Below are 17464 nucleotides of genomic sequence, written 5' to 3' on the forward strand. Positions count from 1 at the left end.
GTTCGGATCCTGCCGGGATCGCGTGCCCTGGCGCCGGGCACCTCGCCGCGTTGTCGCCGGGAGGTGCCCCCACCGCGCGGTCTCCTTCCTCCGCCCTGCGATGCACGGCGCCGGACCCCGCTCCCGATCCGGCCTGATCCAAACGAAAGACCACCCTCGTGTCCTGAGTCAGAATTTCGTCGGCAGTCCTCTGTCCGTGAATCGGCATCCCGGGCCCGCCTGGCACTCGCGGATGCCGACTTCGCCGTCGCCCGCGAACTTGGCGCCCGGCGGCGGGGAACCGCCGTTCCGAGACCATGGCTGCGGGTGCTGGACGACCGCCACCCTGGACCGGTGCACCTGCGGGGCTCTGGCCGGGGCGGCGCGGGCTGAAGTCGGCCCCGTGGGACAGCGTTGCGTCTGATGCACGCGCTTCCGTCGAAGCAGGGACTGCCGAGAACTTCGTCCGTATGCCGCTGTAGGGGATACTCGCTCCTCGTTGCCCAAGGAACGATCGATCGGCAGGAAGAGCGCAGTATGACTGGCACCCAGGTGGAACCCGAGCATACCGAGGCTCCGCAGCCGCCCGCCCGCCGCTGGCGGGCGTGGCTGCTGGAGGGGTTGAGCGAGCACTCGGCCAGGCACCCGGGACCTCACGGCACGCCTCCGGCCGAGCACAAGGGCCACACCTGGTGGCGTGTGATGTGCCTGACGGGCGTGGACTATTTCTCGACTCTGGGTTACCAGCCGGGTATCGCCGCCCTGGCCGCCGGGCTGCTCTCCCCCATGGCGACGCTGGTGCTCATCGCGCTGACCTTGTTCGGAGCGCTGCCGGTCTACCGCCGGGTCGCCAAGGAGAGCCCGCACGGCGAAGGTTCGATCGCGATGCTGGAGCGGCTGTTGCCGTGGTGGGCGGGGAAGCTGTTCGTCCTCGTCCTCCTCGGCTTCGCCGCCACCGATTTCATGATCACGATCACGCTTTCGGCGGCCGACGCCTCCGCGCATGTGGTGGAGAATCCTTTCGCCCCGCACTGGATGCACAACGCCAACGTCTGGATCACCTTGCTGCTGATCACCGGCCTCGGCGCGGTGTTCCTCAAGGGTTTCAAGGAGGCCATCCGTGTCGCGGTCGTCCTCGTAGCCGTCTTTCTCGGGTTCAACCTCGTCGTCCTGGCCACCGCCGTCTGGCATGTGGCCACCGACCCGGTGGTGGTCGGCGACTGGTGGAGCGCCCTGACGACCCAGCACTCCTCCCCGCTCGCCATGCTCGGCGTGGCGCTGCTCGTCTTCCCGCGCCTCGCACTCGGCATGTCCGGCTTTGAGACGGGCGTCGCCGTCATGCCGCAGGTGCGCGGCGGCACCACCGACACGTACGAGAATCCCGCCGGTCGCGTCCGCGACACCCGCAGGCTGCTCACCACCGCCGCCCTCATCATGAGCGGCTTCCTGCTGGTCAGCAGTCTCGCAACCACCCTCCTCATTCCGGAGGAGGAATTCCGGAAGGGCGGCGAAGCCAACGGCCGTGCGCTCGCCTACCTCGCACACACGTACCTCGGCGAGGTCTTCGGCACGGTGTACGACGTGGCGACCATCGCGATCCTGTGGTTCGCCGGCGCCTCCGCACTCGCCGGTCTGCTCAACCTCGTCCCGCGGTACCTCCCGCGCTACGGCATGGCTCCCGAGTGGGCCCGCGCGGTACGCCCCCTGGTCCTGCTCTTCATGGCCATCGCCGTCACCGTCACGATCCTCTTCAACGCCGACGTCGACGCGCAGGGCGGGGCCTACGCCACCGGTGTACTGGTCCTCATGCTCTCGGCGTCCTTCGCCGCGACCATCGCCGCCCGCCACCGCGGCCACCGAGCCGCCACCATCGGCTTCGGCGTCATCACAGCGGTCTTCGGCTACACCCTGGTGACGAACGTCATCGAGCGTCCCGACGGACTCAAGATCGCCTCCCTCTTCATCATCGGCATCCTGCTCTCCTCCTTCGCCTCGCGCGTCCACCGCTCCTTCGAACTCCGGGCCGTCCGAGTCACCTTCGATGCGACCGCCGCCCACCTCATCGACGAAGCAGCCGCCGCCGGCCCACTGCGGATCATCGCCAACGAGCCCGACGAGCGCGACGAAGCCGAGTACCGGGAGAAGGAGTACACCCAGCGCGAGGAGACCCACATACCCGACGGCAAACCCGTGCTCTTCCTGGAGGTCACCGTCCAGGACTCCTCCGACTTCACCGCCGACCTGAACGTCACCGGCGAAAAGCGCCACGGCGCCCACGTACTGCGCGTCGAGGGCCCGGTCGTGCCCAACACCATCGCCGCCGTCCTGATGGAACTGCGCAACCGTACCGACCGGGTCCCGCACGTCTACTTCAACTGGACGGAAGGCCATCCACTCGGCCACCTGCTGCGCTTCCTCGTCTTCGGCGACGGCGAGGTCGCCCCGGTCACGCGCGAGGTCCTGCGCCGCGCGGAACCGGACCTGGCCCGCAGACCACGCGTACACGTGGGCTGACGCCGGCACGCGGTAACGGCGCCCCTTCGTCCCGGCCCGCTTCCTCCTCGACGAGGACCAGCCGGCACCACAGACACTCAGCACAGAGCCCTGCCCCAACTGTGGGGCAGCGGCTCACCCCTGCGCTGTTGCTCCTAAGCGGCCGGCCTGCCCTTCAGGTCCTTGATCACGGTGGCGACCTGAAGCTCGCGGACTGCGCCAACGCCATTGTGCGAGCCTCGAAGCCGCATCGGCGCACCGCGCGGGCATGAGGGCGACACCGCGGTGACCATCCACCTCGTTCGGTACGGCACCGGCCCCGACGCACCCACGACACGACGTTCACCCGGCAACGGACAGCCCTGGAAACAGTCAGTGGCCTTCGCGGAGGTCGAACGCTTCACCGTCACGGCGCACCGGCCGACCCCGGTTCGCCGTGTACTTCGTCGTCGCGTCGCCGGTGTCGTGGCGACGGTGTCGCCACGGTGCGGTGAGGGCCCAGGGGCCGTGGTCAGACGGGTGTGCGCTCCGCGAGCACATTCCTCAGTTCCTCCATCGACGCACGGAGGATCCCGGGCAGGTCCGGCCGGCCCGGCTCGCTGATCCAGTGCGCGAAGGCGACTTTGAACACGACGATCCCCGTCTCGGCAGCCAGGCTCGCGGCCGGTTCGGGAATGCCGCGGCCGCGCAGCGCATCAGCCCTCGCCGCGGCGAGCCCGGCGGTCTGGCGCTGGAGCAGGCCCCGGCAGGATCGGTGCTGCACGCGGTCGCCGACGAGGGCGTCCCGGTCCGCGACATCGCCGCAGTGATCGGCCGCCACCTGAACCTGCCGACGGCTTCCGCCCCGGCCGAGGACTTCGGCTTCCTGGGCAGGATCCTCGCGGTCGACCAGCCGGCGTCCAGCGTGCCGACGCGCGAACTGCTCCGGTGGCGGCCGGTCCGGGCCGGGGCTCATCGAGGACCTGGACAAGGGCCACTACTTCGCCTGAGCACGCAGCAACTCGCGCCGGCGGCGGCCACAGCCGACGCCCGCCCCGTCCGGCAGGTGCACGGGATGCCACCGGACCGAACGGGCGACCGGCTCCCCCGCCGGCGCGGCGCGCCCACCAAGCACCAGGGCAATTCCTCATGCCCTCCTGCTCGTACCGGCACGAGCGAACTCCTGGTGGAGCCACGAGGCGGCCCGTCGCCGACACCGTCATCCCCAAGGGCTCGCAGATCATGCTCATGCTCGCCTCGGGCAGCCGCGATCCGGACCGCTTCCACGACCCCGACCGCTTCGACCCCGATCGGCAGGACAACCAGCACCTAGGATTCGGCAGCGGCATTCACCTGTGCTTCGGCGGCCCGATGGCCCGGCTGGAAACCCAGATCGCGCTCAACGAGCTGGTACGCCGCCTGGACCGGCCCAGACTGGTGGCCGACCCGCCGCCGTACCGGCCCAGCCCCGTCCTTCGAGGTCCGATTCATCTGTACGTCGAGCAGAGCTGATTGCTCCGGCCGCCGTCAGGAGATCGCCGGCGATGCGATCTGCTCCGCGGCAGGAAACCCGGCGGCCGTTCATAGTCCTTTCAGCTCCAATTCCCGTCCTCATCGGACTACGGGATGATGTGAGGCATCGGGTATCCGTGCGATCGGCGTGCTGCTTCTCGTGTCGCCCTTCATCGGTCCGGTGACCGTCCGTTAGGCTCGCGTCGCCCACAAAGGGTCCCGATCTTCACGGAGGGCAGGACGACGGGGATCAATCGAGAGCGCCTCGTCAGGACGCTGACGTTCTGGCTGCGGCCTGCCTTCGCATTGCGGGTCATCAACCGGTTCCAGAAGATCGTGGGTTTCGACCGCTCGATGGCCCTGGCGTCCAGCGCCTTGACGACATTGGTCCCGCTCTCCATCCTCCTCGGCGCTGTATTCGTGCATTACGACGCCGCAGAACAGATCATCAGGCGCTACAACCTCACCGGAGCAGGCGCCACGGCAGTCAGCTCGCTGTTCTCTCCTGCCGAAGGGACCAGTGCGAGCGTGGGCATCTTCGGGATCGTGTTTCTGACGATCTCGGTGCTGAGTTTCACGCGAGCCGCGCAGCGACTCTTCGAACAGGCATGGGAACTCAAACCCCTCAGTGTGCGTAACACGCGTAACGGCTTGTGGTGGATCCTCACTCTCGGTGGCTACGCAGTGGTCACCACGTTGATCTCCGCGCTCCTTGGCGGGGACGCACTGGGTCTGGCCGCCTTGGTGTGCGAGGCACCGGTGACCGCTGCATTCCTCGTATGGAGCGGCTGGATCCTGTCGGCGAAGCGGATCAGCTGGCCGGACCTGCTTCCCTTCGGCGTCACCGGCGCCGTTCTGACGGCGGCCTATTCAGTGGGCGCAACCATCTACATGCCGCGTCTCTTCAACTCCTCCGCCGTACGCTACGGGGTGGTCGGTGCAGTCTTCGCGATGATCTCCGCCCTCTTCGCAGCCATGCTCGTCCTGGTTGCATCGGCGGCACTGGGACGAGAAGTACGAGACGAACTCAACCGGATCCGTCAGGGCCAACGCCCTTCCGACCGTGAGGTCCGCCGGCAGTGGGCCAGCGTGGTCGAGCAGACCCGGTCACAGTGGCGCACGGCACGGGAACAGGCCTCTCATCATCAGACCAAGGGCTCGAGCCACTGATGGGCACGGCCGGCCACCGCCGACATCATCAGTCGAGCAGTGCTCGTCGTCCTTCTCCGATCTGCCGCGTATCAGCAGGTCGACTGACGGTTCCATCTGGCGGTTGGGCTCCGGAATGCGCTGCCCTGCAAAGCGGCGCACGCTATGAGCGTGGGGGCGACGTCAGACCCGCATGCCTCCGGCTCCACGGCGGCGCCCAGCCGGTTTGAGCGGACCGGAGAGGCGCACGCCCTGGCGTCCCCGTCAGCGACGGCCGCAAGCACGCTCGACGCCATGGACCGGGAGCTGGTCAGCGACAGCCTGGTCTACCGGTACGACCCTGCGGCATCCCCCGACGGACTGCGCGGCTCCGAGGGCACGTTCAATCTGTGCAGCTTCCTGTACGTGGAGGCGCTGGCGCGTTCCGGCCGGCTGCAACAGGCCCGGTACGCCTTCGACAAGATGCTCACGTACGCCAACCATGTCGGCCTCTTCGCCGAAGAGATCGGGCCCTCGGGCGAACAACTGGGCAACTTCCCCCAGGCCTTCACCCACCTCGCCCTGGTCGCCGCGGCCATGGCACTCGACGAACAGCTCGACAGTGCGGAAACGCGACCGGGGGCCGACATCACCGCCTCCGGCATACGCCCGCGCACGGGTGGACCGTGACATTCGTGTGGGCAGCAGGCGGAGGTGACAGCGGTGCCCGACACACGAACGGCACAACAGCCGTCAAAGGCTCAGAGACGGGTCCTCGCCCCGCTCGCTCTCGCACAGTTCATCTGCAGCTTCGCCGGCTCCAACATGAACGTGATGATCAACGACATCAGCAGGGACCTCGACACCACCGTTCAGGGCGTGCAGATCGCCATCACGATCTTCCTGCTGGTCATGGCGGCATTGATGATCCCCGGCGGCAAGCTGACCGACCGCTACGGCCGCAAGCGCTGCCTGCTCGCCGGTCTCGTCATATACGGCATCGGCGCCCTGCTGAGCGCGGCTGCCCCGGGCCTGGGCGTGCTCATCCTCGGAAACTCGATCCTCGAAGGGATCGGCACGGCCCTGCTCATCCCGCCCGTCTACATTCTCACCACGCTCTTCTTCACCGACATGACCTCACGCGCCCGCGCCTTCGGCGTCATCATGGCACTCGGCGGCATCGGCGCCGCCGCAGGACCGCTGATCGGCGGACTCATCACCTCCGCACTGAGCTGGCGCGCGGCCTTCGTGTTCCAGGCCCTCGTCATCGCAGTGATCATCGTGCTCATCCGGCACATGGAAGACCCCCTGCCACCAGATCCGACGCGCCCCTTCGACACAACAGGAGCGGCCCTCTCGGCGGTCGGCCTCATCCTCATCGTCATGGGCATACTTGCGGCCGACGACAACGTCTGGCTGATGATCGCGCTGCTCGGCCTCGGCGCTCTCGTGCTTCTGTGGTTCTTCCGGTCCGTACGTGCCAAGGAGAAGGCGGGGAAGGAACCCCTTCTTTCGACAAGCCTGTTCCGCAACCGCACGTCGAACCTCGGCCTCGTCACACAGAACGTCCAATGGCTGCTGCTCATGGGAACCTCGTTCACCGTGGCGGCCTATCTCCAGGTCGTCCGCGGCTATGACGCCATCCAGACCGGCGTCATCTTCACCGCGGCCACGCTCGGACTGCTCGCCTCTTCGCTCGCCGCCGAACGCCTTGCCGAACGACGCCCGCAGCGGACCCTCATCACGACCGGCTTCGTCGTCACCATTGCGGGCATCGTCGTCCTGATCGCCATGGTCGGCGGCTCCCCCGGCGCCTGGGCCTTCGCCCCCGGACTCCTCCTGATCGGCCTGGGCTTGGGCGTGATGCTGACCCCCTCGGTCAACGTCGTCCAGTCGAGCTTCCCCGAAGAGCGACAAGGCGAGATCTCGGGCCTCTCACGAAGCGTGTCCAACCTCGGCTCCTCCCTGGGCACGGCAGTCGCCGGCACGATCCTCGTCTCCGGGCTCACCACCGGCGCCTACGCCGCAGCAATGATCACGCTGGCCGTCGTCGGACTCGCCGGCCTGGTCGCCGCCGTACTCCTCCCCCGAAGTCCGGCCCCGGGCACATCGTCCGGCGACACCATCCGGGGCCCCGGCTGAGCCTGTCGGCGTGGCACTGCCCCTCCATAGCCCCCGATTGACCCCGATCGACCGCGGCTGACACCTCGATCTGGCACGGCTCTGGCACGCGCGCTGCCGCTGACACCTGCCTTGTAAGTGCGATCGGACCGGTGCACGGCGGGCCAAGGCGGTTGCTCAGGGCGCACGCTGGGACTCCACCGGAATCGGCGCTTGATCCCGTGGAAAGGGGCCCGGCTGTGCCGGGCCCCCTTCTTCTGATAGCGGGACAGCATGTGAACCTTCGGCCTCAGGGGCGGAGTGCCCGCATCACGCCGGGTCGAGAGCCCCCGGCTGCCGCGGTCCTGCCGTCTGGCCGACGATGCGCGGATCGATGGGCCGGCCGACGAAGACCGGGGCGTCCGACTGGTAGAAGATGTCGATGTCGGCCTCCTCGCCGCCGACGATCAGCGTGTCCCAGGCGCCGCTCTCCTGCAGGGCCCGCAGGGTCGAAGGAGCCAGGGTGGACAGGTGGCTGCGCAGTTCTTCGTCGCCGGGCATTCCGGGGAGGCGGGGGGCGAGGCGCTCGCGGATCGCGCGCATCCGGTCCAGCAAGAGGTCCAGATCGGACCGCTCGGCGTCGGATTCGGCGACGACCCGATCCCCTTCCATGCTGTCGGCGATGATGTCCTTGATGGCGCGGGTCACGCCTCGTTCGTCGGTGGTGACCATGGCGTTCCAGGCCCGGCTCTTGTGCCGGTACTGGAGCATGGACATCGCCGCCTCGTGCCGGATGAAGTCGGCGTCGCGCAGCGGACGGCCCTGCCAGACCCGGCTGAGGGAGCGGGAGAGGGAAACAGCCGAGGCGAGGCCACTGTTGAGGCCCCGCCCGGGCCAGAAGTGGATGGCGTTGGCCGCGTCGCCCAGCAGGAAGCCGTAGGTTCCGGGGTTTGTGGCGGTAGGGCGGCTGAGCTGGGCCGTGAACCGGGGGCGCTGCACCATGTCCAGCCGGAACGAGGTGATGGCACTGAGATCGTCCGCGGCGACGCCGAACAACCTCAGGCCCTCCTGGATCTGCTTCCACAGCGGCGAGCTGCGCAGCAGGGCGGGCAGGAACAGGGTCCCATGGGTCGGGCAGACGAACTCGTTGTCCTCGTGCCGGCTCATCAGGCAGGGCCGGGCCGCCACGCACTCCTCGAAGACCTGCCGGACCGGGTCGATGCCGATCACGTTGCCGGCCTCCTCGCGGGTCAGCCTCATGTTGAGGAACCCCTCGCCACGCAGCGAGTTGAGCAGGAACCGGTTCTGCGCCACGGTCAGCAGGACGCTCATGGGGTCCGAGAGCTGGGACTTGACCCGCAGTCCCAGCACCAGGTCCTGAAGGTGCTCCCCGTCGAGGGAGTAGATCGTGGAGTCGGCCGCGCCGAAACGGTCCCCGAAGTGCTCTCGGGTGCGCGACCGGCCGCCCTCGCTGATCACCAGGACGTGTTCCTGGGAGAGCCGTTGCTGCTGCTCCGACGGATCGAATCGTTTCGGCACCAGGCGGATCGCGGACTTGGCGTTGGCCAGTTCCAGCAGCTTGTCCTCGATGTAGGCGATCCGGATGTTGCGGGGCGGGCGGCCGTCCACGGAGTCCGGTCCCAGCGGCCACATCTCGGAGAATCCGCCCGCGTCGAACAGCGCCGACTGCATCTCCTCGGTGAGCGCGAGGTACTGACGGCTCTGGACGGTGACGACCTGCTGGCGGCGGACGTTGCCCTGGGTCTCGTCCTTCCAGACCACGGTGGAGCCGTTTCTGATCCACCGGCCGTCGTAGACGGTGATGGACGCCTTCCCCGGCAGGGCGTTCTCCAGCAGCAGGGCGAAGGCGAGGCCGACCGGGCCTCCTCCGGTCACCGTGACCCGCAGCTCGCCCGGGTTCGCCGAGGCATTGGCGCGGGGCAGGTCGAGCTGGGAGAGGTCCATGACCGTCTCCACGGCCTCCTGCGTCTCGAACAGGAAGGTCTCGTCGCCGATGCGTATGGAGTCGCCGGGCACGAGCACGTGGCGGGTGACGCGCTGGTCGTTGACGAAGGTTCCGTTCTTGCTGCGGTCGTAGAGGACGAACGCGCCGTCCTCCGTCACGATCTCGGTGTGCAGGCGGGAGGCGCTGACGCTGACGATGATCACGTCGTTGTCGCTCTTGCGCCCGAATCGCAGCGGAGCGCTGCCCAGAACCACGCTCTGACCGGCGAAGGGACCCGTGCGTCCCACGATGACCGACGACACAGAAACTCCTTGCGAAAGTCTCGGGTGCGGGCAGAGGAACCGCACCCTGCGGTTGATCCGCTACGAGGGTGGGAGCCGTACGTCACTCCCACAGAACTCCGGCCAGTGGGGCTCACTTGACCAGTGATGTCCGAGTCGGACCGGCAGCGGTCCAACTCGTACTGGTTGAAGTATGACGGATGCGCAGGGATGACTCGGCTGCGTGGCGCCGGCCTTGACGCCCGGTTGACTAGCCGCCCGTCGTCGAGGCGCATGTCACCGAGAACGGCACCGAGTTGGACACCGCCTCGAACGGTGAGCGGATCTCCACGGCCATCCGGCTGCGGAGCGTTCCGGTCTGCGCGTACGTCGACAGCCGCACCGTCTCCTTATGAGTGCGGGGACCGTCTTCCGGGAAGGCCAGCGTCCGCCACCGCCGGTCGATCACGGACCCGTTCGTCGAGACCCACCGGTACGAGAACTGGAAGGGCAAGTCGGACACCGTGAAGGTCGCGGTGAACCAGGGAGCCTGCGAGTCCGCCGGGGGGCAGTCTCCGACGTACGTGGTCGCGCCCCCGGTCACGGTGACCGAGACGGGCTGCTCGGCGGTGTGATCCGACCCGCTGCCCGCCGCACCGGAGGCGGTGGCCTTCGCCTGCCCCGTGGGCGAGCTGGTGCCCTTGCGGCCCTCACCGTCGCCGCCGCCGAGCGCATAGCCCAGGCCGCCTACGAGCAGCGCGAGCACGACCGCTCCCGCCGCGGTCAGGTACCCGATGCGCCGTCTCGGCCTCGTGGGGCCGTGACCGGACGCTTCGGCGCCCTCGAGCTCGAGCGCCGCCGGCGAGGCGAGCACCGCAGAAACGGCCGTGGGTACGGGCCCTGATACCGGGCCTGCCAATTCGGTGGGCGACTCGGCGATGCCCGAAGCCGGGGCGGCCTCCGGCGCGGGACGCGGCGGGGCGGGAGAAGCGGGGACGGCGGGGCTGTCCACGGTGGGCGGGGAGGCCGCGTCGACGGACGGGCGGGGCGCCGGGGCGGCCGTCTCTGCGGTGACCGCAGGTACGCCACCGGGAAGCGGGGGCTGTGCCCGGGCGGTGGGGGCGTCGGGGTATGCCGCGGCCGTGGGTGTGTCGGCCGTGGCCGTGGGTGTGCCGGCCGTGGCCGTGGGTGTGCCGGCCGTGGGTACGTCGGCTGCGGCCGTCGTCCCCGTTTCCGGTGCGGCGAGGGCGGAGGCGGTGTTCGCCGGCGCCCCGGAAGCCGCAGGTTCCTTTGCTGTGGGGACGTCGGCTGTCGCCGCCATGCCCCTGGCGTCCGTGGCGTTCTCCGGGACAGCCGATGACGCCGCCACGGTCGGTGCCCCGACCGTGGCCGTGATCGTAGCTGCGGTCTCCCCGAGCGGGGACTCGGCGGTGGGCAGCTCTTCGGTGGCCGCTGCGGGCAGCGGGGCGGACGGCGTAGCCGTGTCGGCGCCTGAGGTGTCGTCAGCACCAGCCAGGCGCAGCTCCTGCTCGGCCTGTTCGGCCGACATCCGATCGTCGGGGTCCTTGCGCATCAGGCCTTCGATGACGGACACGAGGGGTCCGGCCCGATGCGGCGGGGGCAACTCGTCGTCGACGACGGCGCGCAGAGTGCCCAGTGGGGTGGTCCGGCGGAAGGGCGAACGGCCCTGGACGGCCGTGTAGAGCAACGCTCCGAGGGACCACAGGTCCGACGCGGGGCCGGGGTTCCGGCCCAGTGCCCGCTCCGGCGCCAGATACTCGGGAGAGCCGACGACCTCGCCGGTCATCGTCAGCGCGGAATCCCCCTCAACGGTGGCGATGCCGAAGTCGGTGAGCACCACCCTGCCGTCGTCTGCGAGCAGGACGTTGGCGGGTTTCACGTCGCGGTGCAGCACTCCGGCGCCATGCGCCGCCCGCAGCGCGGCCAGCACCTCGGCACCTATGCGCGCGGCCTCCCGCGGCGTGAGGGCACCCTGGGAGCCGATCACGTCGGCCAGCGACCGGCCGCGGACGAACTCCATGACGATCCAGGGTCGGCCGTCGTCGGTGGCGACGTCGTGGACGGTCACCACACCGCGAGCACTGATGCGCGCCGCCGCCCAGGCCTCCCGCTCCAAGCGGGTGTACATCCGCTCGACCTGCGCTACGGCCAGTCCGACGGGAGCGCGTACCTCCTTGACGGCGACCTCGCGGTGCAGTACCTCGTCGCGGGCGCGCCACACGGTGCCCATACCGCCCTCGCCGAGAACGGCCACCAAGCGGTAGCGGCCGGCGACCAGCCGTTCGGCACCCGCGTCGGGCGACGTGTTCTGTTGTGGCATGAGGGCCGTACTCCCTGTCCTTTGCGATCGGCCGAGGAGTGGCGACGCCCCCCCGTTCGATCCGTGGTCTGCGGGGCGGGGTCCCTTCGGTTCGGTCACGGCCGGACGTCCCGCCGGACTTCACCTCCAGCCCCGGTGCACGGCGCGGAAGAACCGGCGACGCACCACACCGCTGACCGAGAAGGACACAGCCCCTGGACAGTATGATCAAACGCCTGATGTTCGTGAAGTGCGGACCCGGGTACGTGCCCGTCCAACCGCTCGCTGTGGGGAAGTTGTGACGTCCCGGTGTTCGTACCGTCGACTTCTCTTCAAGGCCCTGGCAGGTTCGGACGCAGCGGTGGGTGCCGGGGGTGCGGGCCCGAGCGGCAGGCTCGTGACCGTGGTGGAAAGGACCAGCAGCAGCGAGGTCACTGCCGGTGCAACTCGGGCAGCCTCCTTCGCGGCCTCATCGAAGCCGTCGCGGAGACCCCGGAACCGCCTCCATGGTGGGTACGCGCACTCCTACGCCCTTAACTATGGTGCCCCACCACATGTGCCCCTGACCTGCGGCCGACCGCCCGATGAGACCCCCTGGTCTGCCAGACGGACCGGTGATCGCGCCCGCCTTGCCGAGGCAGCGCGAGCGCTCATGCGCACTTGCGTGCGCCCGTACCTGCGCTCGTACGGTGCCGAGCCATGTCAGCATCCGCGGAAGAGGTACTCGACCGGCTCAGCACAAAGATCCCCGTCCGTGTCAATTCGACCGCCGCTCTGGCCACGGACACGAACAAGGCGGCCGCGGCCATCGATCGGCAGCGTGCACGGAAGCAGGACGAGAAGGAACCGAGGCCCCGCAAACCCGAACTCGGACCGTTACGAGGCGCCGACCGGCAGGATCTCGTCTCCACCCCCTGGGACCTGCTGGGCGTCTTCGCGCGAGCCACCGCCCTGGCCCGTCAGGGACGCGGCAGAGGACTGGCCGAACACTGGCAAGGACTGAAGTATTGCCAGGCCATGGCCACCGGTCCCAGCGGCCACATGGCCCTCACCGACGAGGGCCAGAGCCCGGAACTCTCCTACAGGGCCATGCAGGCACGGGAACTGGGCCGAGCCTTCGGACTCGCCGTCGCCGAACGCGCCGTCCGGAACCGCTTCCCGAGCCACATGGTCTCCACGCTGGACGCGGAAGCCATACTCCTGGCGGGCTTCGCGCGCTCAAGCCCGCGACCGTCCCTGGGCGCCCGGCCGCGCCCCGACTTCTTCATCGAAGCGTGGCGCCCAGGCGAGCCGTCGCGCGTCTTCGTAGTAACGGTCAACGGCAACCACCAGAAGGCCACCAAGCGCACCGCCAAGGCCGACCGGTCAGCATTCAAGCAGCTGGCAAGGGGCAGCGAGCGCGCCGAGCACCTCCACATCGCCGAGTGGAACACCACCCCGTGCCTCTTGATGTCCACCGAACTACTCGAGCTGGACGGCATCACCGTCAACGCTCTACAGACGCCGGGCGAAGGACTGCTGCCCGCAAGGCCGGCCACGGGGCGAGGGAGTGCGGACGCAGTGCTGCCGGAGCGGAACTTCGCGTACGCCGGCGCGGTGAAGGTACCTGCCGACGGCCACATAGAACGGATCCAGGACGGGTTCCTCATCCCCCGCAAGGAGCTTGGCTGGTACGGCCAGCTGCTCGCGCGCACTGGAGCCGCAGGCCAGCTGGCCTTCGCCGGAGCCGGGACCGAAATCGCCCAGTACCTGACCAACAAACAGGGCCACAAACACTACAAGCAGCAGACCTTCGCCGGTTCGTCCAGCGTCCGGGACGCTCGGCACACGATAGGCCCGACGGTCTACGTCGGAACCGATCAAGTGTTCCGACTCAACCGGATCCGTGTCGAGGCGTTCTCAGGGATAGCCGAGGAACTGTACGACCTGCTGGTCAAAGGACAGGTGGAGGCATACCGGATCCGGGCGTACGAGCTACGCGACACCTACCCGACCAGCACCACGGCCCCGCTGTGGGGTCCCGTTTCCTTCGGCGACGACGGCACCGTGATGGCTCTGCGGGTGCTGCCGACGCAGGACGACGAAGAGAGCTCTTGAGGGAAGGACGCCCCCATAGGTCACCCTTGGACCGCTTTGACCTGCCCCGAGGTCTCTGGAACCCCTGGACGGTGAGCAGAGCAGTTGCCCGGCCCGGCTGGTGATCCCTTTTCCGGTAATGGGGCACGGCGGCTGCCGGGTTGTGGCCGAGGGCACGACCACGCTCGGCACTCTGCCCGTGCGCCGACGGGCACCCGGATCCTGGCAGAGTGAGCGTCGTGCCCGTCGAGAACACGAAAGATCAGAAGCCCCTGAGGTACCCCGACGCCATCGACATACCCGTGCTCTTCCGTGGCGGCCCAGGCGGACGGACCAGGAGTGAGTGGCGCCGGAAGGACCACGCCGCGTGGACCGGCCCCGCCTTCCCCTCCGGCAACGGCTGGTACCTGCCCACCACGACGTGGCGGAACATCCTCCAGGCCGCGGTTGGTGTGGGACGTGACATCTCCCCCTGGCTCAATCGTCCGCACTACGCCATGCGCGAGATCGGGGCTCGGATCGCGCCCCTGAACGCGTATCTGGACCTTCACGAAGGTCACCGCCTGCACGAGTACAGCGCCGGAAGGCGACTGACCGCGAACGTCGTACTCGAACAGGCACCGAAGCCAGCGCCTTCGGGGCCTTCACTACCGGCTGGGCATGACGACGGCCGAGTGGACCTGCCGCTCGCTGATGGGTCTCGGTGAGACATGGCACATCGAGAACAGCTGGCCCGTGGGCATCCCAATGCGGCGCTTCCTTCTGTGAGGAGCGGCCGGGCATGCTCCGCGTTGGCCTGGCTGGGTCGCACCGTGATGCCCGGTGTGCATGGCGCCAGCGAACAGCCCGGACGAGTGGCCCACAGCCGCCGAGACAGAAGCGGCGCCGAAGTCGCTGGCTGTGCTGCAGGCGTACCCGTGGATCGCCCAGGTCTCATCGAAGAATTTGGAACCCGGAGTGCACTAGCCGGGCTACAACGTCTGAGTGTCGCGGAGTCCGCGAGGGCTACATGATCCTTTTCCCGTGCCAGGGTCACGGCGCTGCAGGGCCACGCAGGCAGTCGACGTGGTATTGAGCCTCTGCCAGCAACTCGGGCGCGTGGCCGCGTGCTAGGCCCCCCAGGTGGGCATGCTCAACTCGCGAGCCCAGTGAGGAGCTCGCACCGCAGTGGAGACGAGATTCCACTCCAGCGGGCACGACGCAAACCGCTCGAAGTCCATCAGTAGCGTCCGGGCCGCTGTGCGGGCGTCACTGCCGACCCGCGCGTCACCGTGCACGACGCACTCGGGGGTGCCCGCGAGCCTGTGTTACTACCACTCGCGGAGTTCCGCATGTCGATGCCTCAAACACCCGAGATCACCCTCGGCCGGGGACGTCGCCGCTCCGATCCGCTCGGCGACCCGTATGAGCGGGTCGAGTCTGTCGAGTGGAAAGTCCGGCACGGGCAAGGGCAGCAGCGTGACGTGTGACCTGGACGGCTGGGTAAGGTCGCGGTACCCGAGCTGGAGGTAGTTGCATGGCCAACTATATTGTGATCGCGCAGACGACCAGCGACAACGAGGATCAGGCGAAGGCACTGGCCCGTGGCGCGGTCGAGAGCAAGCCGGCAGCGGGCGTTCACATTGATGCGCCGATCACAGCCTTCTACTGGTGGAAGGGGAAGGTCGAGACGGCGCAGTAGTGGCGGATCTCGTATATGACTACGACGGACCGTCTCCCGGCTCTGGAGGCGTGGCTGCACGAGAAGCACCCGTATGACGTCCCCCAGTGGATCACGCTGCCCGTGAGCGGCGGGTCGGAAGCGTACCTGTCCTGGGTTGTCGAGGAGACGGCATAGGGTCTGCGGAGCGACCGACCAGCCGTACGACTGCGTTCGCGTCCTGGGCTTGTACGCGTGCCGCGCAGGGACTCAGGATGCGAACTGCCGCAGATGGCGCCTGAGTTCCTGCTCGCTGTCGGGGAGCGACGCTGCGATCGTCGATGCGCGCTCCTTGCCCATCGTGTTGGGCTTGGCCTGCGCCGCTGCAGCGAACTGGCGTGACACGTAGACCCCTTGGTCGACGTCACCTCCACGCAGCAGGGCCGACGCGAGATCACCGAGGACCACGACGCCTCCGTCCGGTAGTTCGTCTCCGAGTCGGTCGACTGCGCCCCATGAGATGCCGTCACCCCCTCAGGATCTGGGGCCGCATCTTGTCACCATAATTCTCTAAATGCACAGCGGTCGCATTTGATTCAGTTTCGGTCTCCTATCGATCTGAATTCACTCCCGAATGTTCGAGATACGGCACCCATGCGGCCACCACCTCATAGGCCGACGGACCGGGTGAGGGATGGCCATGTACGAGGCGCACAGCGTGACCGGTGCTCAGCGAAGGCGTTGCGCCAGGAGCGGTGAATGGGTCCGCATCAGGTCCGATGCCAGCCCATGTCCAGTCCCGTCGAGTCCTTGAGGACCTGGTTCAGCGCTTCGACCTGTCCGACGTCGTCGAAGAGGCTGCGGGGGAGGTGGTCGTGAGCGAGAGGGCCGACGCCGTGCAGGATGTCGTCGTACGCCGACGCCACGGCGGCACCTATCAGTAGGTCCGTCGCCTCATCGAGGCCCACGTGCTCCGCCGGCCACCGGTACTCACCCTGACTCACCTGGAACACCGGGAACAGCCACTGCATGTCCCGGTCGGGTTTGATGAACCTGGTCGCTCTCTCGCCCAGGAAATTGACGCCGTAGTGCGAGATCGAACAGACGTCTCTTTCCCGCAGGGCAAGCAGACGTGAAGCGCACATGAGGGACACGGCAGGCGTACGCGCGGACAGGTGCATGGGGGTCGTGGCGGCTTCCCGGAGGGTCGAGAGGTCGGACAGACGGGAAGCCACGCTTCCCATCCGGAGCCCACTGCGCTTGGCCAGCATGTGCTGGAAGTGGACCGTCGCCTCGTGGCTCGGATACTGGAACTCCAGGTCCGTCTCCCAGCCCGTCATCGCCTTGGCTGCCGTCACGAACCGGTAGGGAGGGTAGAGCTCTTTCCAGTCGACGGACGGGTCGTCGGAGTTCAAGCCCGGCACCACAGGGTTCAGTGCGAAGTCGATGAGGGCCAGGACGGTACTTCCGCCGAGGGTGCGCCCTGCGAGAGCACGTGCCAGGCGACACGGCATCCCATACTCGCCGTTCAGCACCTCGAGCAAGAACTCGCGCAGCGCCGGGTCAGCTTTCCGTATGAACGCGCCCTCGAACTGGAAGAGTTCGTCGAGCGCCGCCGCGCACTCGAAGAGGACGCGAGTGGTGAGCGGGCCCTCGGAGGTGTGCATGAGCTTCAGGGGCCCGTCGATGCCGACGCGTACGTAATCGGGACACTCGACCATCTCCATGCCCGCACCCTGGCGCCACATGTCTTCGAGGGAGTGCTCCATTGCCGCCCGCATGTCCCAGGTGGCGGTGTCGAACTCCGTCAGACCCTCCGGGTCCAAGAGGAGGTAGTAGGCGAAGTAGAGGTTGAGCCAATCCAATTCGCTGTATTTCAGTTCCCCTTGGGCGTGCTTGGGGTAGCGCTCGAAGGAGAAAAAGTGCCCCTATGGTTTTCGTCAAGCGGTAGCGATCTTGGGCGGTTCGTAGAAGGTGCCGTCCCGGAGCATGGCGAAGAGGACGTCGATGCG

8 protein-coding genes and 5 pseudogenes are annotated in these 17464 nt (G+C 68.2%); 8 read left to right on the forward strand and 5 right to left on the reverse strand.

Annotation, left to right across the window (positions count from 1 at the left end; genetic code table 11):
• The first annotated feature begins 516 nt into the window (after window positions 1-516).
• On the forward strand, window positions 517-2493 hold the full coding sequence (locus ACFU5O_RS15630) for an amino acid transporter (protein WP_384240402.1): 1977 nt from the start codon (window positions 517-519) through the stop codon (window positions 2491-2493).
• Between the two features lie 490 nt (window positions 2494-2983).
• Here ACFU5O_RS15630 and ACFU5O_RS15635 read toward each other — a convergent pair whose 3' ends face one another.
• Window positions 2984-3442 carry a hypothetical protein gene (locus ACFU5O_RS15635; protein WP_384240404.1) on the reverse strand — a complete coding sequence of 153 codons (459 nt, stop codon included), beginning with the start codon at window positions 3440-3442 and terminating at the stop codon, window positions 2984-2986.
• Between the two features lie 224 nt (window positions 3443-3666).
• Here ACFU5O_RS15635 and ACFU5O_RS15640 point away from each other — a divergent pair.
• From ACFU5O_RS15640 to ACFU5O_RS15655, 4 genes and pseudogenes are all read left to right on the forward strand, one after another.
• Window positions 3667-3963: pseudogene (locus ACFU5O_RS15640) on the forward strand (cytochrome P450); the annotation flags it as partial.
• 306 nt (window positions 3964-4269) lie between these two features.
• Window positions 4270-5133, forward strand: a complete 864-nt coding sequence (locus ACFU5O_RS15645; protein ID WP_384240406.1) for a hypothetical protein — start codon at window positions 4270-4272, stop codon at window positions 5131-5133.
• A gap of 180 nt (window positions 5134-5313) precedes the next feature.
• Window positions 5314-5781: pseudogene (locus ACFU5O_RS15650) on the forward strand (glycoside hydrolase family 15 protein); the annotation flags it as partial.
• A gap of 33 nt (window positions 5782-5814) precedes the next feature.
• Window positions 5815-7233 carry an MFS transporter gene (locus ACFU5O_RS15655; RefSeq protein WP_384240408.1) on the forward strand — a complete coding sequence of 473 codons (1419 nt, stop codon included), beginning with the start codon at window positions 5815-5817 and terminating at the stop codon, window positions 7231-7233.
• A 288-nt stretch (window positions 7234-7521) separates the two neighbouring features.
• Here the strand turns inward: ACFU5O_RS15655 and ACFU5O_RS15660 are convergent, their stop codons facing one another.
• Both ACFU5O_RS15660 and ACFU5O_RS15665 read right to left on the reverse strand, forming a co-directional pair.
• Entirely contained in the window at window positions 7522-9459 is a 1938-nt protein-coding gene (locus ACFU5O_RS15660; RefSeq protein ID WP_384240410.1) for an FHA domain-containing protein, read from the reverse strand.
• 1453 nt (window positions 9460-10912) lie between these two features.
• Window positions 10913-11758 (reverse strand): annotated as a pseudogene (locus tag ACFU5O_RS15665) (serine/threonine-protein kinase); the annotation flags it as partial.
• Between the two features lie 678 nt (window positions 11759-12436).
• Between ACFU5O_RS15665 and ACFU5O_RS15670 the strand changes: the two are divergent.
• The 3 genes and pseudogenes from ACFU5O_RS15670 (at window position 12437) to cutA (ending at window position 15650) form a co-directional block, all read left to right on the forward strand.
• A complete protein-coding gene (locus tag ACFU5O_RS15670; protein WP_384240411.1) occupies window positions 12437-13834 on the forward strand; it encodes a hypothetical protein in 1398 nt (465 codons plus the stop codon).
• A 1310-nt stretch (window positions 13835-15144) separates the two neighbouring features.
• Entirely contained in the window at window positions 15145-15282 is a 138-nt protein-coding gene (locus ACFU5O_RS15675) for a hypothetical protein (protein WP_384240413.1), read from the forward strand.
• Between the two features lie 47 nt (window positions 15283-15329).
• Window positions 15330-15650: pseudogene (gene cutA / locus ACFU5O_RS15680) on the forward strand (divalent-cation tolerance protein CutA).
• Window positions 15651-15722: 72 nt separating this feature from the next.
• On the opposite strand, the pseudogene ACFU5O_RS15685 reads toward cutA, so the two are convergent.
• A pseudogene (locus ACFU5O_RS15685) lies at window positions 15723-15962 on the reverse strand (transcriptional regulator); the annotation flags it as partial.
• 260 nt (window positions 15963-16222) lie between these two features.
• On the reverse strand, window positions 16223-17317 hold the full coding sequence (locus ACFU5O_RS15690) for a hypothetical protein (protein WP_384240415.1): 1095 nt from the start codon (window positions 17315-17317) through the stop codon (window positions 16223-16225).
• Between the last annotated feature and the right edge of the window lie 147 nt (window positions 17318-17464).

It is taken from the genome of Streptomyces sp. NPDC057445 (genome assembly GCF_042802855.1).
Lineage (GTDB): Bacteria > Actinomycetota > Actinomycetes > Streptomycetales > Streptomycetaceae > Streptomyces.

Bases quoted from the DNA above. Each gene is read 5' to 3' on its own strand.
- ACFU5O_RS15630 (WP_384240402.1), top strand. From the start codon at position 517: ATGACTGGCACCCAGGTGGAACCCGAGCATACCGAGGCTCCGCAGCCG.
- ACFU5O_RS15675 (WP_384240413.1), top strand. From the start codon at position 15,145: ATGTCGATGCCTCAAACACCCGAGATCACCCTCGGCCGGGGACGTCGC.
- ACFU5O_RS15670 (WP_384240411.1), top strand. From the start codon at position 12,437: ATGTCAGCATCCGCGGAAGAGGTACTCGACCGGCTCAGCACAAAGATC.